We start from the raw sequence: 20,458 nt of genomic DNA on the forward strand, positions 1-20,458 counted from the left end.
TGCCGAAAAGTGTGAGCGGTTTTCGGACAACATCATGCGGCTCCAAAGAACAGATGCTTGCCGAGGACGAAGCCGAGATAAAGGCAGCAGGCGGCGATCATGCAGGTCACCGCGAAAGAGCCGAGATCCTTGGCATGTTTGCCGACGATCGAAATCTCCGGCGATATCCGGTCGATCACCTCTTCGACGGCGGTATTCATCGCCTCCATCGAAAACAGTCCGAGAAACAGCAGCACCGCGCCGACGATCTCGCCGGCACTGGCCCCCACCAGGACAAGGGCCGCGAAGGACAGGATGAAGAAACCGAGCTCTTGCCGAAAGGCTGCCTCTTTCAGCACACGCAGGAAGCCCGCCCAGGAATAGCTGGCAGCGGCGATGAAATGGCGAAATCCGGTTTCCCTAGTCACCGCGGGCTTCGTCAAGATGCCCTCTCCTCTTCCCATGGCAACAAACCGGAAGGGTTTGCGACCCAACCGGCGGCGCCTGACCTAATGCTTGTTGGCCACTCCAGCCTGGGCAAACGTCGCCATGCCGGAATGACAGGCGGCGGCCGCCTTGACGATGCCCGCGGCCAGCGCCGCCCCGGTGCCTTCGCCGAGCCGCATGCCGAGCGCCAGAAGCGGCGTCTTGCCGAGCATCTCGATCGCGCGCAGATGGCCGGGTTCCGCAGAAACGTGGCCGATCAGGCAATGGTCGAGTGCGGCCGGATTGGCGGCTTTGAGGATCGCCGCCGCCGCCGTCGCGACATAACCGTCGATCAATACCGGTATGCGCTCCATGCGCGCGGCAAGGATGGCGCCGGCCATTGCCGCGATCTCGCGGCCGCCGAGCCGGCGCATGATTTCGAGCGGATCGTCGAGATGGTCGCTGTGCAGCTCCACCGCTTTCTCCACCGCCGCGATCTTGCGCTCCAGCATCTCGCCTTCCGAGCCGGTGCCCGGTCCCACCCAGTCACGCGCCGAACCGCCGTAGAGCGCATAGTTGATCGCCGCCGCGATGGTCGTGTTGCCGATGCCCATCTCGCCGATGCAAAGCAGGTCGGTGCCGCCGGCGATCGCCTCCATGCCGAAGGCCATGGTCGCGGCGCAATCGCGCTCGGAAAGCGCGGCCTCTTCGGTGATGTCGCCGGTGGGATAATCGAGCGCGAGATCGAAGACCTTCAGCCCGAGATCATAAGCAACGCAGATCTGGTTGATCGCGGCACCGCCGGCTGCGAAATTTTCGACCATCTGCTGCGTGACCGCGGGCGGAAAGGGCGTGATGCCCTGCCTGGTGACGCCGTGATTGCCGGCGAAGATCGCCACCAGCGGCCGGTTGACCGCAGGTGCGCGGCCCGTCCAGGCTGCGAGCCAGAAGGCGATTTCCTCAAGCCGTCCGAGCGCGCCCGGCGGCTTGGTCAGTTGCGCGTCGCGTTCGCGCGCGGCCACCAGCGCGCGGGCATCCGGCCCCGGCAATTCGCGGAGCAGGGTACGGAAATCGTCGAACGGCAGGCCTGAAACGCTCATCTGTGCGGTTTTCCTATGAATCCAGGTATTCTTGTTTTCACGCAAACCACTTGTTTGCGTCGAGCAAATCAGCTTCTTTGCGGTGGCAACTCTCTTAAAGCGGCCGGACGAGGCGAACAACACCAAAAGCGCCGCCGCGACCATAAGCCGAAGCGTCCGGCGGAACGAAGCAGAATGAAGATCAAGGACCATGCGGTCGATACCGCCCGCGCCGTCGCCTTCTTGAGCCGCATCCCCATGCCGCAATCGTTGTTCAAAGGCTATGACGGCAGGGTTGGCCGGTTGGTGCGCGCCTTTCCCTTCGCCGGTATCGTCATAGGCCTCTTCCCAGGCCTCGCTTTCCTCCTTCTTTTGGGCCTGCATGCCGATCCCCTCATGGCGGCGCTGATCGCGCTTTCCGTCCAGGTCCTCGCCACCGGCGCCCTGCACGAGGATGGCCTTGCCGATACGGCTGATGGCGTCGGTGGCGGCAGGAGCCGTGAGCAGAGCCTCCTCATCATGAAGGACAGTCGGATCGGCACCTATGGCGCGATAGCGCTGATCCTCTCCTTCGCGATCCGCGCAGCAGCACTTTCCGCCATCGCTCGCCATTCCTCGGCGCTTGCCGCGGCACTTGCCGTCCCGGCGGTCGCAGCCCTTAGCCGCGGCGCCATCGCCTGGCACTGGCAGCGCCTGGCGCCGGCAAAGGCCGATGGTATAGCTGCTTCCGTCAGCCAGCCGGACGAGGCGGCGATGCAGTTTGCGCTTGTTGCGGCCTGCTTCCTTGCAGCGCTCCTGATCTGGCCGGCATTCGGCCTGCAGCCGCTCGTCGCAAGCCTGCTTGCCACCGGCATTGCTGGGCTTGCCTTCACCGTCTTCATCCGCCGCAAGCTGGCCGGCCATACCGGCGACACGCTCGGCGCGACCCAGCAGATTTGCGAGATCGCCGCCCTCTGCGCCCTTGCCACTGCTCTTTGAAGCCCCGATATATCCCATCATGCAAACACCCTGCATCCACGTCTGCTCCATGGATCCAGCCTCCGGATTTTGCGCCGGATGCGGCCGGACTATTCAGGAAATCGGCGGCTGGATGGATTATTCCGATTCCGAGCGGCGCCGGATCATGGCGCTGCTGCCCGCCAGGCTTTCAGGTACCGTGTCACGCGATACGAAGACAAATTTTGCCGGCGGGCCGGAGCTGCCTTTATGATGCGCCTCGTCGTCTTCCTCGTCGTGATCGGCGTCGGTCTGGCCACACTGCTCATCAACAATGACAGCGGCCGCATTCTCGGCCTGGAGAGTAACGAATTCGGCCGATTCATCTATCTGCTGCCGATCGCGCTGATGCTGTCGGCCGGCATCTGGGGAAGCCGCAACATCGGTAAAACGATGCGCCAGTTGATGATCTGGTTCGTCATCATCCTGGCGCTCGTGACGGTCTATCTCTATCGCCAGGATGCGCTCGCCGTCGGCAACCGGCTGCTCGCCGGCCTCGTTCCCGGCCGCGCCGCGGTCGTCACGACAAGCGATGGCGGCCAGGAAATCATCCTGCACAAGCTGCTGAATGGCCATTTCGAAGCCGATGTCAGCGTCAACGGCCGGACAATCGAAATGCTCGTCGATACCGGCTCCAGCATGGTGGCGCTCTCGCAAGCCGACGCCAGGCGGATCGGTATTGATCTCTCCCGCCTCACCTATTCCATGACGGTGATGACCGCGAATGGCCGCGGCCGCGCCGCGCCCGTCACGCTCGACCAGGTGGCGATCGGCCCGATCGTCCGCAACAATGTCGCAGCCAGCGTCGCCGAAGACGGCCGGCTCGACCAGAGCCTGCTCGGCATGAGCTTCCTGGAAACGCTCGGCTCCCTGCAGATGCAGACGGACGAATTGCGCCTGCGGGACTGAGAGCGCCTGCCGCAAGCAGGGCTCTTGATCCAACCCTGTCCAACAGTCGGACCTTCATGCCGACTGCCCGCTTTCCGCAGGTTCTCCCTGCGGACTCCGGCTTGCCGTTCGTCGATCGACAAACGTTGCGAACAACGCTGCCCCCAGAGCGAGCGATGCCGATTTCAGCAGCAGGCTGAACAACGTGAGAACTGCACCGGGCCTCTCGATAAACAGCCCGGTGACCGACGCGATGAGAGCCCCGCCGGCAATCGACATTGCAGCAGCAAGACCGGCGGCGGTGCCCGCGAGATGGGCGCGAACGGACATCACGCCCAGATTGGCGGCTGGAAAAGTCAAGCCGTTGCCGATGCCGATGAACATGCAGGGCCCGAAAAACGCCAGCACATGCGTGACGCCCGAGATCGAGAGAACCAGACCCAACAACAAACCCATGCACGTCGATAGTCGCGCGATGACAAGGGTCTTACTCAGCGACCTCCCGGCGAACCGGGCAGCGAGATAACTGCCCAAAATGAACCCTGCGGGGACCATCCCCATGAAGAAACCCAGCTTCGCGCTTGATCCGCCGAGCGACGCGCCCACGGCCAATGATGCCCCTCCGAGAAAGATATATAGGGTGCCCATGGAGCAGGCCATGCAGAGCGTATATGCCCAGAAGCGCGTCGAACTCAGCAACTGCCCATAGGAAACGAAATAGTTGCCTCGCAGTCTCGAGCCGTGTCCTGACGTTTCCTTCAACTCGCGCATCGATATGGCGAGGATGGCTGCGCCAAGCAGCGCGAGAGTGACGAAGATCGCCCGCCAACCGAACAATTCGTCCAATACGCCGCCGAAGGTCGGGCCAAGCATCGGCGCGATGGCCCATCCCATGGCGGCGTAACCGATCCTGTTGGCGGCCTGGCGTTCGCCCGCTGTCTCCTTGATGACAACGAGAGCGACGCAGAAGCAGGCCGCGATAGAGGCTTGCATCACCCGAAACATGAGGAAAATGCCGATATTGGGAGCCAGCGCGCAACCGACGGACGCGACGATGAAAACCGAGACGGCGACGAGTGCGACCGGTCGGCGCCCATATCGGTCAGACATCGCGCCCGCGACAATCTCAGTCAGGGCATTGACGATGGCATAGCCCGCAATCGAGAGATTGACGAGCGCAAAATCGGCCTGGAACGCGGCTGCGATATTCGGCAGCGCAGGCAAATAGATATTGACTGGCAACACGGAGAGCGCCGTCAGCAGCAGGAGGACCGCGCGCCGGGGCGCGGCGGCTGAAGCCGTGGCCGTTTCCTCGGTCGCACGGTCGCCGGATGTCTCAATGGAATTGTCGCGAGTCATGGTCTTGCCCGTCTTTTCAGCGAGATTTTGTGGGAAATCCGACGAGGCCAAGCCCAATTTCAGGGCATAAAAAAAGCCCCGTCAGGAGCTCGATTTTCCGCGCATGGGGCTGATCGCCGGATGGTTACACCATCCTGCCCATGCGCCTTATCACCACGACAAGAACCATTGCGATCTTCATGACAACCACAACTAGAACAGGAATCCACATCGCGTCAATGCGCGTTGCCGTTTGCGCTCCCATGCCTTTACGGCCGCGCTCGGATCTGGCACCTTCCAGTGCAACAACAAGACCACAAAGAGCAAAAAGAAACTCCTAGTCTGGTGGCACCCCGCATGCTCGACCGGCTTTCGCCAAAGGTGGAGGCCTTGACCCATGGGTGCGACAGGAGTTTCGCGATGAATTCACTCTGGCCGATCGTCATCGGCGGCATTCTGCCTGCCATTTTCTGGGGCGTCACCGCCATCTTCCAGAAGCAGAGCGCCACATCGGCCACCGGCTCGGCGGTCTATCTGATCGCCTTCGGCGCCGCGTGCGTGGCTGCCGGCCTGATCGCCGCACTGATCTGGCGCCCGGCTCCCTGGACCGCCGAGGGCCTTGGCTTTGCCGCCATATCAGGCGCCTGTTTTGCCGTCGGCACCGGTCTCATCAGCTTCGCGCTTTTCGCCTACGGCGTGCCGGTCGCAAAACTCGCCCCGATCTGGAGCTGCAACGTGCTGGTGACGCTGGCAATCGCCGCCCTCTTCCTCGGCGAAGCTTCCGAGCTCAACATGGTCAAGCTCGCCGCCGGCACCCTCCTCATCCTGTCGGGCGCTCTCCTGGTCAGCAGTGCGTGACCAAATTCGTCCTTGAAAAAGATGCGCAATATGGCAAGCGAGCGGCTGACGGCGGATTGGGTCCGCCCCAGATGATCCGCAGCACGCGTAACCCTCATTTCCTGCATCAGAACATCGATGACGCGCAGGAGATTGAGGTCAACCTCGCCGGACGACATAGCGAACTCCATGAAAACAGCTCATGGATTTCATCGAAGCATTTCGTGTGACGCATGAGAAGATAGCGCCGTCGATGCTCTACGTTGCCCGCCGATCGGCTTTGTTGATATTATCCGTCGGGCCACGCCCCGGCATAGCGGAAGCCCAGCATGAATCCACGACAATTGAAGACATTCCTCGCGGTTATCAGATACGGAAATCTCACGCGCGCAGCCGCCGAGGTCAATCTCGCCCAGTCAAGCCTCAGCGACCAGATACAGACGCTGGAAGAAGAGCTTGGCGCGGAACTCTTCCTGCGCTCCCGGCAGGGCGTTGCGCTGACAACAGCAGGTGTGGCGCTGAAGGCCTATGCGGAAGAGATCCTGGCGCTGAACGAGGAGGCCAAGGCAGCCGTCCGCGCGGCCGCCGGCGGCACCGAACGGTCTATCACGTTGGGCACGCTCGAAACCATCGCTTCCGAAAGGCTCGCGCCCTGGCTTTCGCTCTTTCGTAGGGACAACCCCGACATCGGTCTGAAGCTCAAGATCGGCAGCAGCGGCGAATTGCTTGCGCAACTGCAAAACGGCTCGATCCATGCCGCCTTCACCTTCGATCGCGGCCAGCAGGACGAGCGTTTCGCCATGCGCGGCATCTCCGGTGAGCCGCTGGTACTGATCGCCGGCCGCGATTCGCAGGCCCGGCCGGCCGAAAGCCTCGCGGCGCTCGGCACCATACCTTTCGTGGCAACGGAAACCGGCTGCGTCTATCGCCACCTTTTCGATACCGCCTTTGCGGAAGCGGGCTTGGTTGCGCCGCCCATCGTGACGGAAGCCGACAGCATTGCAACGATCATTCGTCTCGTTGCCTCGGGCGCCGGCTACGGCCTCGTTCCGCGCCTTGCGGTCCAGTCGTCCCCGGCTCGGGGCAATATCGTCGAACTGACGTGGCCCGGCGAGCCGCCGACAGCCTCGCTGGTGATGATGTGGCGGCGCCGGCGGGTGCAGCCGCCGGCGCTGGCTCGCCTGCTGCAATCGGCAACCGAACACCTGTCGCTGATCAGACCAGACGATGCCCGCCTTCGACGTGCAGGATAGTGCCGGTGGTAAAGCCGTTGCCGATCAGGAAGCGGATCGCATCGGCAATGTCCTCAGCCTGCCCGACCCGGCCGGCAGGCAGGCGCTCGGCCATCGCATCGAGCGTTGCCTGTTTGGCGTCGCCGGCGACGAAGTTCCAGATCGGCGTATCCACCCATCCCGGCGATACGGCATTGACACGGATCGGCGCCAGTTCGACCGCAAGCGCTCTGACCAGGCCTTCGAGCGCGGCATTGACCGCCGCGACAACCGATCCCCGTGCTGCCGGCCGGTAGGCTGCGATACCCGAGGTATAGGTGATCGATCCTGATGGCGGCAGATGGGCCGCGCCGTGCTTTGCCAGCAGCAGCGGCCCGTACAATTTGCTCTCGACCACCCGTTGCGCTGCCGCAAGCTCGATCGAAGGCAGAAGCTGATAGGCTCCTTCGATATCGGCAGCCGTGCTGACGATATGATCTATCGGCCCGACGTCTTGAAACAGCGCCGCAACGTCTTCCTCCCGCGATATGTCGACAGCGCGCGTCTCAAGTTTGGGATGATGGGCGAGATCGCCGCAGGCCGCCGCGAGCCTGTCTTTGCTTCGTCCCACGATGATTACCGACGCACCCTCCTCCAGCAGACGCCTGGCAAGCGCCAGCCCCATGCCGGAACTGCCGCCGACGATCACCACCTTCGCATTTTCGATCCTGATCGCTGTCATCCTGCATCTCCATTGGAATGAGGGAGCAGATGCCGCAGGCTCAAGCGAAAGAAAAACGGAAGAAATCGATAGCATCATCGGACTTTCCGATGATGCCGTTCAAGCGCATCAGTTGCGCAGGCGGTAGCCGGTCTTGAAGATCCAGCCGAGCGTTCCCAAGCAGATCGCCAGGAAAAGCGAGATCATCGCCAGGCTGATCGCCGGATTGACATCGGCGATCCCGTAAAAACTCCAGCGGAAGCCGCTGACGAGATAGAGCACCGGGTTGAAATGGCTGACCGCCTGCCAGAAGGGCGGCAGCATGCTGACGGAATAGAAGCTGCCGCCGAGAAAGGTCAGCGGTGGCACCACCAGCATGGGAATGAGGTTCAGCTGCTCGAAATTGCCGGCCCAGATGCCGATCATGAAGCCGAACAGGCTGAAAGTGATCGCCGTCAGCAGGAAGAACAGGATCATCATGAAGGGATGCTCGATCCTGACATCGACGAAGAGATTGGCCGTCAGCAGAATGATAAAGCCGATGATGATGCCCTTGCTCGCCGCCGCCCCGACATAACCGAGCAGAATTTCGGTCATTGCCACCGGCGCGGAAAGCACCTCGTAGATCGTGCCGGTGAATTTCGGGAAATAGATGCCGAAAGAGCCGTTGCTGATACACTGGCCGAGCAGTGTCAGCATGATAAGGCCTGGCGTGATGAAGGCGCCGTAGGAGACACCCTCCACTTCCTGGATGCGCGAGCCGACGGCCGCGCCGAAGACGATGAAATAGAGAGAAGTCGAGATGACGGGCGATATGACGCTCTGCAGTAGCGTGCGGCGCGTGCGCGCCATCTCGAAGAAATAGATCGACTTGACCGCTTCGAAGTTCATCTGCCCGCTCCTACCAGCGCCACGAAGATATCTTCGAGCGAGCTCTGCCGCGTCGAGAGATCCTTGAAGTGAATATTGTTCTCGCCGAGCCGGGTCAGCAGCGTCGCGATGCTTTCCTGCTCGTTGTCGGCGTCAAAATCGTAAGTCAGCCGGTTGCCGCCGGCTTCCAGCGTCAGTCCGTTACCGGCAAAACAATCGGGCAGTCGGCCGAGCGGTTCGTTAAGATCGAGAATGAGCTGCTTGCGGCCGAGTTTGGCCATCAGCGCCTTTTTGTCCTCGACGAGCAGCAATTCGCCACCGTTGATGACGCCGACACGGTCGGCGATCTCCTCCGCCTCTTCGATATAATGGGTTGTGAGGATGATGGTGACGCCGGAGGCCCGGAGCTCCTCGACCACATGCCACATGTCCTTGCGCAGCGTCACGTCGACGCCGGCGGTGGGCTCATCGAGGAAAAGAATGTCAGGCTCGTGAGAGAGAGCCTTGGCAATCAGCACGCGCCGCTTCATGCCGCCGGAGAGCTGACGCAGCATATTGTCCTTCTTGTCCCACAGCGAGAGCGCCCGCAGCACCTTCTCGATATGGGCGGGATTGGCCTTCTTGCCATGCAGTCCGCGGGAAAAGCTCACCGTATTAAACACCGTCTCGAACTGGTCGGTGGTCAGCTCCTGCGGCACCAGCCCGATCATCGAGCGGGTGGCGCGGAAATCCCTCACGACATCGTGGCCGGCGACCAGCACCTGGCCGCCGCTTGGATTGGCGATGCCGCAGATAATCGAGATCAACGTCGTCTTACCCGCACCATTCGGCCCGAGCAGCGCCAGGATCTCTCCCTTTTCGACGGTGAGGTTGATGCCTTTCAGGGCCTCGAACCCATTGGCGTAGGTCTTGGTGAGGTTCTGAACGGAAATGATGGGGGCCATGCCTGACTCTTGCAGATTCTTGAAAGTATTACGGCCCGCTATATAGTTCGTCTGAGACACTTTGACATCCTTCGGGAACGTGAACACTGCATTCACGCTGCGCCAACACCGTCGCCTGTAGATGGTCACTTACTGGTGATAAAGACAGATAGCCGGCTTCTGTTATCGCTGCGACGACCATTCCGAGGTGAAAAGAAGGCGGCAGCCGGTTCGGATGTCATCATCCGGTGATATTCATGCCCGATAAGAGAGCCGAGGCAAGCACCGGCATCCGCCCCGCCGCCCATCCCTTTGCGGAGCCGTCCTCAGGTGCTCTCGTTGCACCGCATTTTCGCTGCCTCGGCATGTAGTGAAAGTAATTGTCAGTCATCAAGTGCTTGGAACCGGCCAGTACCCCTGTCGAGCCGCGTTCGCCTTAGCCGGCCCTGCGCCGGCTTTCTTTTTTGTGTCGCCGTGAAGTACGGCGCCATCCATGGCAGATGGCCGCCCTCACAATTCATCATAATTGAACCAGTCGAAATCCGCCGTCTTCCCCCGGCCCGATGTGTCGAACGCAAACACGCCCGCAAAAGCGCCGGTGAAGGAGCCATGTTCGCCGCGCCCACCCTCATCGGAAATCACGCCTGCGTCGAGAACTGGGCCAATCGGTTGCCAGGCCCCTTTGCCTTCCGTCTGCCAGAAGAATTGCAGGTCGTTGTCGCGGATTTCCATGGCGAGCTGGACACGACCATCGGCAGGGATCGCGACACCGCTTTCGGCCGGGAAGCTCAAGCGTCCGTTGGGATAATCGCCGTTGCAGGACAGGATGGTGACGCAGCGGCCGAGCGTTTCGTGCAGCGTCACGGCAACCGCGTGGAACTTGTGGCGGTTGCAGTAATGCGTCAGTCCCGCGACCTGCTGATAGGTGTCGGGCAAAAATTCGACCACGGTCTCGGCGCGGAAGCTGTGATGCTCCTGTCGCCGCGCGACCAGCGACTGCTCGAACCATGAGCCGATGCTTTCGCGCCCGATCAGCCGCAAATGGCCGGGACGGTCCGTCAGGCTGAAGATACGCTGGGGCTCGGGCGTGCGCAGCCATTGGAAATCGGCCGGCAGCTTGCTCCCATCGAAGCTGTATTCGGTGCGCATCGGCTTTTCCAGAGGCGTAGCGTCAAAGAGGCCAGGCACCTCGACATCGGGCACCGAGGTGCCGTTTTCCAGATAGAGCCAATCGTCGTCACGCCAGACGCATTTCTGCAGGCTCGTCTCGCGCCCCAGCGTGCAGCGCCGCTTCGGCGGCAGCGGCCGACCGCAGAGATGGGTATGATAGAACTGACCATCAGACGTCTCGACATATTGCCCATGCCCTGCACGCTGCAGCACCGCGCCCGGATGATCCTTGGACGTGATGAGATGCATGTTCGGATGCATCTCGTAAGGCCCGTCGATGCTGCGCGAACGCGCCATGGTGACGGCGTGGTCGTAGCCGGTGCCACCCTCGGCGGTGGTCAGATAATACCAGCCAGTGCGCTTGAAGAGATGCGGTCCCTCGACGAGGCCGAGCGGGCTGCCGGCGAAAATGTTCTTGATCGGGCCTTTCAGCGCCTTTGTCGTCGGGTCCCATTCCTGCAGCAGGATGCCATCAAAGGCCGGCGATTTCGGCGAGCCGCCGAAGCTTTCCGTCCGGTGGTTCCACTGCATGTTGACGAACCATTTGCGGCCGTCGTCGTCATGGAACAGCGACGGATCGAAGCCGGAGGAATTCACATAGACCGGCTCTGACCATTCGCCCTCGATCGAAGGCGAAGTCACGATGTAATTATGCGCATCCTTGAAATTACCGTCGAAACGTTTGACGTCGGTATAAACAAGCCAGAACTGCCCGTCGGCATGAGAAAGGCAGGGCGCCCAGATGCCGCAGCTATCGGGATTGCCGCGCATGTCGAGCTGCGAGGCGCGCTCCAGCGGCCGGCGCACCAGCGTCCAGTTCACCAGATCGCGCGAATGATGGATCTGCACGCCTGGATACCATTCGAAGGTGGAGGTGGCGACATAACAATCGTCGCCCACGCGGCAGATCGACGGATCGGGATTGAACCCGGGCAGGATGGGATTGCGGATCATGGCGGCTCCTCCAAGGGTGAATTTGCGGTACGTACGTCAGTTTATGGCAGACTTCCCATCCCTCATCGCTCCAACCGGCCCAGATCCCTGGGCCGGGAAGACTCTTCTCGCCGCGCAGCGGCTGGCTTCCCGTAACTTCCGTCGTGCCGGCACGAGCACACAGGAATGACGGAGCCTAGAATATCCTATTCCCGCTCCGCCGACTTGGCCCAAAGGTTGATATCGGCTTCGCGCGCATAAACGTCGATTTCGGCAAGTTCCTCGAGGCTGAATTCGAGATTGTCCAGCGCCTTGACGCAATCGACAATCTGCGAGGAGCGGCTGGCGCCGATCAGCGCCGAGGTCACGCGCCCGCCGCGCAGCACCCAGGCGATCGCCATCTGCGCCAGCGTCTGGCCGCGCCTTTCGGCGATCTCATTGAGCTTCCTGATATTGTCGATGATCGAGGGGCGGATGAAATCGCGCTTCAGGAAGTGGTTTTGCGCTGCGCGGCTGTCCTCGGGAATACCGGCGAGATATTTCGTCGTCAGCATGCCCTGGGCGAGCGGCGAGAACACGATCGAACCCATGCCGACTTCATCGAGCGTATCGAGCAGCTTGTCGTCCTCGACCCAGCGGTTGAGCATCGAATAGCTCGGCTGGTGGATCAAGCAGGGCGTGCCGAGTTCCCTAAGGATGGCGGCTGCTTCGCGGGTGCGCTGCGAATTATAGGAGGAGATGCCGACATAGAGCGCCCGGCCGGAGCGGACGATATGGTCGAGCGCGCTGCAGGTTTCCTCGAGCGGCGTCTCCGGATCGAAGCGGTGCGAATAGAAGATGTCGACATAATCGAGGCCCATGCGCTTCAGGCTCTGGTCGCAGGAGGCAATCAGATATTTGCGGCTGCCCCATTCGCCGTAAGGACCTGGCCACATATCGTAGCCGGCTTTCGAAGAGATGATCAGCTCGTCGCGAAGGCCGGAAAATTCCGTCCGCAGGATCTCGCCGAAGGCTGTCTCGGCGCTGCCGGGAGGCGGGCCGTAGTTGTTGGCGAGGTCGAAATGTGTGATGCCGAGATCGAAAGCCGTGCGGCACATGTCGATCTTGCGGTCATGCGGCGTGTCACCGCCGAAATTGTGCCAAAGGCCCAGGGAGACGGCCGGCAGCTTCAGGCCGGACCGGCCCGTGCGGTTGTATTTCATTTTCGAATAGCGGTCTGCGGCCGGTTGCCAGCTCATAAAACTCTCCTTGATAAAATACCCATTGGTACCGTCACCCCCTGGGATGACGGTACCAATGGAGCAAGCGCGCCGTTACGACAAGCCCACGGCGCGCCTCATCTCTACCGCAACAGCGCCTGCGCCTCTTCGATGCCGAGTGCGGCCGGCTGGGTGCAGGTCGTCGAAAGGTCGATGAACCGCCCCTCCTCGCCCGACTTCAGGATCGATGTCATGACGTCGACGCCGTGCAGCGTGCGGTCGAGTGAGCAGCGCGCGTCGCGGCCTTCGATCAGCGACATCACCATGTCGGCAAGGCCGGCCGTGCGGTAGTTGGCGCGCGAACCGTTCGGGTTTTCCTGGTTGATCTTGCCAAAGGGATGCTCCCAGTTTTCCAGCGGCTTGATGTCCTTGTCGCGGCCGCTCGCCTCGACCACACCGCCGAAGAAGTTGGGGTCCGGCACGTAGAGCGAGCCGTCGGTGCCATAGAGTTCCATGTTGGCATGGCGATGCGACCACACGTCCCAGCTCGCCGACAGCGTCACCGTGGCGCCGCTGACGAATTCCAGCAGCGCCTGGATCGTCGTCGGTGTCTTCACAGGGATGATCTCGCCGTGGCGCGGCTGGCTGGTGATCGTGCGGGTCGCCGATGCCATCGAGGTCATGGCGCCGACACGCTTCACGGGCCCGATCAGGTTGATCAGGTTGGCGATGTAGTAGGGGCCAAGATCGAGGATCGGGCCGCCGCCCGGCAGGAAGAAGAAGTCCGGGTTCGGATGCCACATTTCCATGCCGGGGCTCATCACATAGCAGGCGCCCGAGGTCACCCGGCCGATACCGCCGTCATCGATGAACTTGCGGGCGAGCTGGTGGGCGCCGCCGAGGAAGGTGTCCGGCGCGCAGCCGACGGCAAGATTCTTCGCCTTGGCGATGCGGCGAAGCTCCTCGCCCTGCTCCAGCGTAAGCACCAGCGGCTTTTCCGAATAGACGTGCTTGCCAGCCTCGAGGATCGCCTTCGATACCGGAAAATGCGCATCCGGGATCGTCAGGTTGACGACGACGTCGATCTCGTCATTGGCGAGAAGCTCCTCGATCGTCTGTGCCTTGACGCCATATTCCTTGGCGCGGGCCTCTGCGGCCTGCACGTTGATATCGGCGCAGGCGAGCACCTTCAGCCCCTTGAAGAGCGGTGCGAGCGAGAAATAAGTGGTGGAGATGTTGCCGCATCCGATGATGCCGACGCCAAGTTCCCTGGTCATGATGTGCCTCAGTAGGTCTTGATGGAAGCGATCGAGCGCGTGATGTTGCGGTCGATATCGTTCGGATTGTCGTGCTCGACGACGAAATGCTTGGCCTTGGTCTTCGCCTTGACGACCGGAAGCAGCTTGGCCCAGCCGATCGTGCCATGGCCGACATCCGCCCAGCCGCCTTCATCCGTGGCTTCGCCTGCCGGCGCAATGTCCTTGACGTGCACGGCGCTGATGCGGTCCCCAAGCTTCTCGACCCAGGCATAGGGGTCGGCACCGCCGCGAACGACCCAAGCGATATCCGCTTCCCAGGTAATGTCGGGCGCGCCTTCGAAGATGCGCTCGATCGGCAGCGAACCGTCGGCGAGCTTCACGAATTCGAAGTCGTGATTGTGCCAGCCGAATTCATAGCCCGCATCCTTGTAGGGCTTGCTCATTTCCTGCAGGCGCTTGCCGAAGGCGAGCCAGCCGGCAGCATCCGTCGGGCGCTGGTCGGGCATCAGATGCGGCGCATAAATGGAATCCATGCCGAGGACTTTGGCGATCTGCAGCGACTTCTCGACGCTGCCATCGAGGAAATCGGGGCTGAAATGCCCGGTCGCCATGACAAGGCCGTTCTTGTCGAGATCGGCGCGCAGGCTCTTCAGGCCGGCCTCATCCAGTTCGGCATAGATGCCGCCGAAACCTTCGACTTCGCCGTAACCGGCCTTGCCGAGCTTCTCAAAGATCGCCGACAAAGGCGGGAAATTGCGCGCGCTGTAGAGCTGGTAGCTGAGTTTCGTCATCATGTTCTCCTTGGGCCTCGTGCCCATTTCTTGGAAGGATCAATCCGCCGATTGGCAGGAATGCAGGTCGTAGAAGCGGAATTCCGGCAGCCTGCCGCGTTCGAGCTGATGTGCCGGAGTGAAGGTGATGCGGCGGCTCTCGCCGGCCGCCAGATCGAAGGCGTTGTCGGAATATTTTCCGTCCGTCTCGCTTTCGATCATCACGAAGAGCGCAAGTCCCTTAGCGGTGATGTTGATGTCGACGGCGCCGCTCGCCTCGACATATTCATGGGTAACGGTCAGGCCCGACGGCTCCAGCTCCAGCGCCTTATAGGTGCCGTTGACATAGTGTCCTTCGCCGCCCATGCCGTTCGACGCGGTGAAATGCCAGGCGAGCAGCGTTCCCTCGGCAATGTCGGACACATCGATCGTCGCTGCCGTTACCGCGGCATCCGGCGAGCAGACCGCCTGCACGTCTTTCAGGTGCTTCCGCTCGCCCTTCATCGTCAGAAGCGAGATCGAAAGATCGATGCTGACATCTGAAAGCGTGTCGTTAACAAGCGAGAAGCGGATCGTCTTGCCGTCTTCGGCGGGAATGGCGGCGATCGCCACCGGCTGGAAGAAACGCTTGACGAGATAATGCATCGCCTTCCAGCGTCCGCCGTAGTCGAGGCTCGACCAGGAGGCGACCGGCCAGGTGTCGTTGAGCTGCCAGTAGATCGTGCCCATGCAGTGGGGCTTGAGCGACCGCCAGTATTCGACCGCGGTCTTGATGGCGAGCCCCTGCTGGATCTGGCTGAGATAAACGAAGTTCGGGAAATCCTTGGGGAAGCGGAAATAGCGGAACATCGTGCCGGCAATGCGCTCGTTGCCGCCGGCATTCTTCTGGTGCAGCTCCATAACGGGAGAAGCGATATTCATATCCTTCTCCTCGGCATAGGTCCTGATGACAGGCAGCGAGGTATAGGACTGGAAGCCGAATTCCGAGCAGAAGCGCGGGCGCACCGAGCGGTAATTGTCGAACGACTTGTTCTCGTGCCAGACCGACCAGTAGTGCATGTCGCCGGAGCCATCGGCATGCCAGGCATCGCCGAAATCGAGATAGCCGGAAGCCGGGCTCGACGGCCACCAGAGCGCGCCGGGCAGCGCCTTCTTCACCGCCTGCTCGATCGTCCGGTTGAGGCGATCGTAGGAGACGAGGTAGCGGTCGCGGTTCCTCCTCGATTCCTCGAACCAGGTCAGCGCGCCCACAAGCTCGTTGTCGCCGCACCAGAGCGCGATCGAGGGATGCGAGGAGAGCCGCCGCACCTGGTAGTCGACCTCGATCGCCACATTGTCGAGGAAATCCTCCGTCGAGGGATAGAGGTTGCAGGCGAACATGAAATCCTGCCAGACCAGCAGGCCCAGCCGGTCGCAGAGATCGTAGAAGTAATCCTGCTCGTAGAAGCCGCCGCCCCAGACACGGATCATGTTCATGTTCGCGGCTTTCGCCGATTGCAGCAGATCTTCGGTCTTGTCAGGCGAAGAGAGCGAATAGAGCGCGTCGGCGGGGATCCAATTGGCGCCACGGCAGAAGATCTCGCGCCCATTGACCTTGAAGGCGAAGCGGGCGCCGGATGAATCCGGCGTGGTGATCAGTTCGATGGTGCGAAGGCCGATCTGCCTGGTCACCTCATCGTCGGCCACTTCGACGGAAAGTGTATAGAGCGCCTGTTCGCCGCTGCCGGAAGGCCACCACAGGCGCGGCTCGTCGATATGGAAGAGATAGTTGACGTCAGTCTCGCCCTTGACCCCGACATCGAGGCGCACACGCTCCCCGTCGAGATCGAAATAGACCTGGGCGACACCCGCATGCTTGGAAAACAGGCTCGCCGTCACCGTCAGGTCGACCGAACCGTCATTGTTATGGACCTGGCGGGTAACGACATGTTCGATACGCGCCGTCTCGAGCTTCTTCAGCGCGATCGTGCCGTAGAGACCGAACGGCGCGATGGCGATATTCCAGTCCCAGCCGAAATGGCATTGAGGCTTGCGCAGCATGTTGCCGTCGGGGATCGGGCAATTGCCGGTGCTGTAAGGGATATAGAAGGGTTGCTGCTTCTGCCGCGCCGCAGCGACGGCAACGTTCGAGGCAAAGACGATGCGGATGGAGTTATCGCCCGATTTCAGCATGCTCGAGACATCCGGCCGGTAACGGCGGAAGCTGTTATCGGCTTCGAGAGCCAGAAAGCCGTTGACGTAGACGCTGGCGACCGTGTCGAGATAGTCGAGCTCCAGATACCAGTCGCCCTCGATCTCCTGCAGCGTGAAGCTGCGCTCGACCGCCCATTCACGCTCGGCGACCCACTGCACCTTCTCCTCGTTGCGGCCGAAATAGGGATCGGGGATCAGTCCTGCGCGGTGGAGTGCGGTATGCACGTCGCCGGGCAACGCAATCGCTGTGCGAACTTCGCCGTCGACGGAGGTAAGCTGCCACGAACCGGAAAGGTCGATGCTGGATGGGGTCGATTGTTGCGTCACGATGTCATTTCCGATTTTGAAAGCATTATGGTCTTGGGAAGGGCGAAGGATCGCTATTTGCCCTCACCCTGTCGCTTGTGAGGGAGGTTTCCTTCCCCTCACCCTTCACCAGGGGCGCCCCAGCTCTCCTCCCTCATTCCTGTGCTTGTCACAGGAATCCAGTGCGCCCAGGTCCCTGGGCGCGGGAGACCCCTCTGTGGTAAAGAGTCATTCACGGCGCGGACGCGCCGTCGCTGGATTCCTGTGACAAGCACAGGAATGAGGGAATGCAGAGCTTCTGCCGAATTCATACCTATAGCCTTGCAGCAGCAGGTGGCGCCATCTCCGGCCCCACCCGCAGAACTTTCTAGAGCCGCAGCTCGCTCTCGGCATCGAACACCGAGGCAACGGTCATGTCGAAGCTGAGCTTCACCTTCGCCCCGACATTGAAGCGGCGCGCGCCGTTGACGCGCACCGACATCGTGTGGCCGGCATGTTTCAGCCACAGAAGATTGTCCGCACCCATCGGCTCCTCGATATCGACGGTGGCGTCATGTTCTTCGCCGCCGGTATTCTCGTTGACCTTGATGTGTTCGGGACGAACGCCGAGCACCACCTTGCGGCCGGGCTGCAGGGTCTCGGTGGCGTCATAGCCGGCAAGCGAGAAGTTGACGCCGTTGGCGGTAAAGGCGATGCCGTCGCCCGATTTGACCAGTTCGCCCCGCAGGAAATTCATCGACGGCGAACCGATGAAGCCGGCAACGAAGAGGTTGCGCGGGCGGTTGTAGATCGTCGTCGGGTCGTCGAGCTGCTGGATGATGCCGCTCTTCATGATAGCAATGCGGTCGGCGAGCGTCAGCGCCTCGATCTGGTCGTGGGTGACGTAGATCATCGTGTTCTCTAGCGACTGGTGCAGGCGCTTGATTTCGACGCGCAGTTCCGAACGCAGCTTGGCGTCGAGGTTGGACAGCGGCTCGTCGAACAGAAAGACGTCGACGTCACGCACCAGCGCCCGGCCGATCGCCACGCGCTGGCGCTGGCCGCCGGAAAGTTCGGCCGGCTTGCGCTTCAGGAGTGGCTGGATCTGCAGGATCTCGGCCGCGCGCGCCACGCGCTTGTCGATCTCGGCCTGCGGCACCTTGGCGACGCGAAGGCCGAAGGAGAGGTTCTTCTCGACCGTCATCTGCGGATAGAGCGCATAGGACTGGAAGACCATGCCGATGCCGCGGTCCTTCGGCTCTTCCCAGGTGACGTTCTTGCCCTTGATGAAGATCTGCCCTTCCGACGCGTCGAGCAGGCCGGCGATGCAGTTGAGCAAGGTCGACTTGCCGCAGCCGGACGATCCGAGGAGCACCAGGAACTCGCCGTCATTGATGTCGAGATTGAGATCCTTCAGCACGCTGACCGCACCGAAGTTCAGCGACAGATCCTTGATCGAGACGCTCGCATTGGAGACAGTGGAATTCATGTTCATGTGATCACCCCTTCACTGCGCCGGCGGCGATGCCGCGAACAAAAAGCCGTCCGGAGACGAAATAGACGATCAGCGGCACCAGGCCGGTGAGGATCGTTGCTGCCATGTTGACGTTGTATTCCTTCACGCCCTGAACGGAATTGACGATGTTGTTGAGCTGCACGGTCATCGGATAGGTATCCGGCCGCGTGAAAACCACGCCGAACAGGAAGTCGTTCCAGATGCCGGTCACCTGCAGAATCATCGCCACCACGAAGATCGGCAGCGACATCGGCATCATGATCTTCAGGAAGATCTGCCAGAATCCCGCTCCGTCGACACGCGCCGCCTTGAACAGTTCTTCCGGCAGCGACACGAAGTAGTTGCGGAAGAGCAGCGTCAGGATCGGCATGCCGAAGATCGAATGCACGATGACAAGGCCGGACAGCGTGCCGTAAATGCCAATTTCGCGCAGGATGATGACGATCGGATAGATCATCACCTGATAGGGAATGAACGCGCCGATGATGAGGATCGAGAAGAAGAGCTCGGATCCCTTGAAGCGCCAGTTTGCCAGCGCATAGCCGTTCACCGAGGCGATGGCGATCGAGATGATGACCGACGGCACCGTAATGCGTACCGAATTCCAGAAGCCGCGCGACAGGCCATCGCAGTTGAGCCCGGTGCAGGCCTCCGCCCAGGCCTTCACCCAGGGTTCGAAGGTGATCTCCATCGGCGGCGAGAAGATGTTGCCGAGACGGATTTCCGGCATGCCCTTCAGCGAGGTCACGACCATCACGTAGAGCGGCAGCAGGTAATAGAGCGCCGCCACACCGAGCGTGCCGTAGAGCATGATATTGCGCGGCGACAGCGCCGGGCGCGGCTTCGGGCCGCTCGGGCCTTCGCCGAGTTTCGGCGCGACCGCGTCGATGCCGGCTGCCGTGGTGTTGAGGGTTCCGATATTAGCCACGCTTGCGACCTCCTCCGAATTCAAGATAGGCCCACGGAACGATGATGATCGCGACCGTGACCAGCATCATGGTCGATGCGGCGAAGCCCTGGCCCAGGTTCTGCGCCTGGAACATATAGTCGTAGACGTATTTTGCCGGCACTTCCGAGGAGATACCGGGACCGCCCGACGTCTGCGCCACCACGAGGTCGTAGACCTTGACGATGCCGGAGGCGATGATGACGATCGTCGTGATGAAGACCGGCCGCATCATGGGTATGACGATGAGGAGATAGGTCTTCCACATCGGAATGCCGTCGACGCGCGCGGCCTTCCAGATATCCTCGTCGATGCCGCGCAGGCCGGCGAGCATCAGGCACATGACGAGCCCCGTTCCCTGCCAGAGCGCCGCGATCAGAATGCCGTAGATGACGATCTCAGGCGTGTAGAGCGGATTGAAGGTGAAGCTCGTCCAGCCGAGCGAGCGCACCACCGACTGTACGCCGAAATCCGGGTTCAGCACCCACTGCCAGACAAGGCCCGTCACGATGAAGGACAGCGCGAAGGGATAAAGGAAGATGGTGCGGAAAGTATTTTCGAAGCGGATCTTCTGGTCCATTAGCGCGGCGAGCACGAAACCGATGACCAGGCTGAAGATCAGCGAGAGGATGCCGTAGAGGGCAAGGTTCTCGATCGCCGTCACCCATCGCGGTGCCGCCCAGAGGCGTTCATACTGTTCGATGCCGACAAAGCTCAGCCGCGGGAGCAGCTTGGAATTGGTGAAGGAATAAAAGACCGTCCAGAACGTGCCGCCGACAAAGATCACCAGCGCTGTCAGGATCATCGGAATGGACGCAATCTTTGCATTCAGATTGCGCAGTAACTTGTTTGGCCGGCCTGCTTGCGCTTGACCCGTCATGAACACTTCTCCTCACATCGCAGCGGCGACCCTTGATAG

General features: G+C 61.4%; 19 protein-coding genes and 1 pseudogene. 5 read left to right on the forward strand and 15 right to left on the reverse strand.

Features of this window, described 5'->3' with window-relative positions; translation table 11 throughout:
* Positions 1–32: 32 nt before the first annotated feature.
* Positions 33–422 carry a diacylglycerol kinase gene (locus tag NE852_RS11980; protein ID WP_008525495.1) on the reverse strand — a complete coding sequence of 130 codons (390 nt, stop codon included), beginning with the start codon at positions 420–422 and terminating at the stop codon, positions 33–35.
* Positions 423–488: 66 nt separating this feature from the next.
* Positions 489–1,505 carry a nicotinate-nucleotide--dimethylbenzimidazole phosphoribosyltransferase gene (gene cobT / locus NE852_RS11985; protein WP_008525493.1) on the reverse strand — a complete coding sequence of 339 codons (1,017 nt, stop codon included), beginning with the start codon at positions 1,503–1,505 and terminating at the stop codon, positions 489–491.
* A 174-nt stretch (positions 1,506–1,679) separates the two neighbouring features.
* Between cobT and NE852_RS11990 the strand changes: the two genes are divergently transcribed.
* The 3 genes from NE852_RS11990 to NE852_RS12000 are packed head-to-tail and all read left to right on the forward strand — an operon-like array spanning position 1,680 to position 3,389.
* Positions 1,680–2,462, forward strand: coding sequence for an adenosylcobinamide-GDP ribazoletransferase (locus NE852_RS11990; protein WP_008525492.1), 783 nt, complete (start codon positions 1,680–1,682; stop codon positions 2,460–2,462).
* A 19-nt stretch (positions 2,463–2,481) separates the two neighbouring features.
* Positions 2,482–2,694 carry a DUF1289 domain-containing protein gene (locus NE852_RS11995; RefSeq protein ID WP_037171055.1) on the forward strand — a complete coding sequence of 71 codons (213 nt, stop codon included), beginning with the start codon at positions 2,482–2,484 and terminating at the stop codon, positions 2,692–2,694.
* Positions 2,691–3,389: a TIGR02281 family clan AA aspartic protease gene (locus NE852_RS12000; protein WP_008525488.1), complete on the forward strand. Its 699-nt coding sequence runs from the start codon at positions 2,691–2,693 to the stop codon at positions 3,387–3,389. The genes NE852_RS11995 and NE852_RS12000 overlap by 4 nt, the downstream gene beginning before the upstream one ends.
* A gap of 54 nt (positions 3,390–3,443) precedes the next feature.
* On the opposite strand, the gene NE852_RS12005 is transcribed toward NE852_RS12000, so the two are convergent.
* Positions 3,444–4,727 (reverse strand): MFS transporter, encoded by a 1,284-nt coding sequence (locus NE852_RS12005; protein ID WP_258156702.1) that lies wholly within the window; start codon positions 4,725–4,727, stop codon positions 3,444–3,446.
* Positions 4,728–5,126: 399 nt separating this feature from the next.
* On the opposite strand from NE852_RS12005, the gene NE852_RS12010 reads away from it, so the two are divergent.
* Positions 5,127–5,564, forward strand: coding sequence for an EamA family transporter (locus tag NE852_RS12010; protein WP_258156552.1), 438 nt, complete (start codon positions 5,127–5,129; stop codon positions 5,562–5,564).
* 41 nt (positions 5,565–5,605) lie between these two features.
* Here the strand turns inward: NE852_RS12010 and NE852_RS32620 are convergent.
* Positions 5,606–5,734, reverse strand: a pseudogene (locus NE852_RS32620) (LysR family transcriptional regulator); the annotation flags it as partial.
* Positions 5,735–5,872: 138 nt separating this feature from the next.
* Between NE852_RS32620 and NE852_RS12020 the strand changes: the two are divergent.
* Positions 5,873–6,796 (forward strand): LysR family transcriptional regulator, encoded by a 924-nt coding sequence (locus NE852_RS12020; RefSeq protein WP_008525473.1) that lies wholly within the window; start codon positions 5,873–5,875, stop codon positions 6,794–6,796.
* On the opposite strand, the gene NE852_RS12025 is transcribed toward NE852_RS12020, so the two are convergent.
* The 11 genes from NE852_RS12025 to NE852_RS12075 form a co-directional block, all read right to left on the reverse strand.
* On the reverse strand, positions 6,759–7,496 hold the full coding sequence (locus NE852_RS12025) for an SDR family oxidoreductase (protein ID WP_008525472.1): 738 nt from the start codon (positions 7,494–7,496) through the stop codon (positions 6,759–6,761). The two genes, NE852_RS12020 and NE852_RS12025, sit on opposite strands and share 38 nt — an antisense overlap.
* 108 nt (positions 7,497–7,604) lie before the next feature.
* The gene (locus NE852_RS12030; protein ID WP_008525470.1) at positions 7,605–8,366 is read right to left on the reverse strand and encodes an ABC transporter permease; all 762 of its coding nucleotides are present in this window, start codon (positions 8,364–8,366) and stop codon (positions 7,605–7,607) included.
* A complete protein-coding gene (locus tag NE852_RS12035; RefSeq protein ID WP_008525468.1) occupies positions 8,363–9,289 on the reverse strand; it encodes an ABC transporter ATP-binding protein in 927 nt (308 codons plus the stop codon). Before NE852_RS12035 ends, NE852_RS12030 begins: the two co-directional genes overlap by 4 nt.
* Positions 9,290–9,778: 489 nt before the next feature.
* Positions 9,779–11,392: a glycoside hydrolase family 43 protein gene (locus NE852_RS12040; protein WP_008525466.1), complete on the reverse strand. Its 1,614-nt coding sequence runs from the start codon at positions 11,390–11,392 to the stop codon at positions 9,779–9,781.
* Between the two features lie 185 nt (positions 11,393–11,577).
* Entirely contained in the window at positions 11,578–12,609 is a 1,032-nt protein-coding gene (gene mgrA / locus NE852_RS12045; protein ID WP_008525464.1) for an L-glyceraldehyde 3-phosphate reductase, read from the reverse strand.
* Positions 12,610–12,713: 104 nt separating this feature from the next.
* Complete coding sequence (locus NE852_RS12050) at positions 12,714–13,847, reverse strand: Gfo/Idh/MocA family protein (RefSeq protein WP_008525463.1); 1,134 nt, start codon at positions 13,845–13,847, stop codon at positions 12,714–12,716.
* 8 nt (positions 13,848–13,855) lie between these two features.
* Positions 13,856–14,620 (reverse strand): sugar phosphate isomerase/epimerase, encoded by a 765-nt coding sequence (locus tag NE852_RS12055; protein ID WP_008525461.1) that lies wholly within the window; start codon positions 14,618–14,620, stop codon positions 13,856–13,858.
* Between the two features lie 39 nt (positions 14,621–14,659).
* Positions 14,660–17,119: a glycoside hydrolase family 2 protein gene (locus tag NE852_RS12060; protein ID WP_258156553.1), complete on the reverse strand. Its 2,460-nt coding sequence runs from the start codon at positions 17,117–17,119 to the stop codon at positions 14,660–14,662.
* A gap of 346 nt (positions 17,120–17,465) precedes the next feature.
* Positions 17,466–18,572, reverse strand: a complete 1,107-nt coding sequence (locus NE852_RS12065; protein WP_258156554.1) for an ABC transporter ATP-binding protein — start codon at positions 18,570–18,572, stop codon at positions 17,466–17,468.
* Positions 18,573–18,576: 4 nt separating this feature from the next.
* On the reverse strand, positions 18,577–19,521 hold the full coding sequence (locus tag NE852_RS12070) for a carbohydrate ABC transporter permease (RefSeq protein ID WP_008535368.1): 945 nt from the start codon (positions 19,519–19,521) through the stop codon (positions 18,577–18,579).
* The gene (locus NE852_RS12075; RefSeq protein WP_008535367.1) at positions 19,514–20,419 is read right to left on the reverse strand and encodes a carbohydrate ABC transporter permease; all 906 of its coding nucleotides are present in this window, start codon (positions 20,417–20,419) and stop codon (positions 19,514–19,516) included. Before NE852_RS12075 ends, NE852_RS12070 begins: the two co-directional genes overlap by 8 nt.
* Positions 20,420–20,458 lie beyond the last annotated feature (39 nt).

Origin of the sequence: Rhizobium sp. Pop5 (assembly GCF_024721175.1) — a bacterium.
GTDB lineage: Bacteria > Pseudomonadota > Alphaproteobacteria > Rhizobiales > Rhizobiaceae > Rhizobium.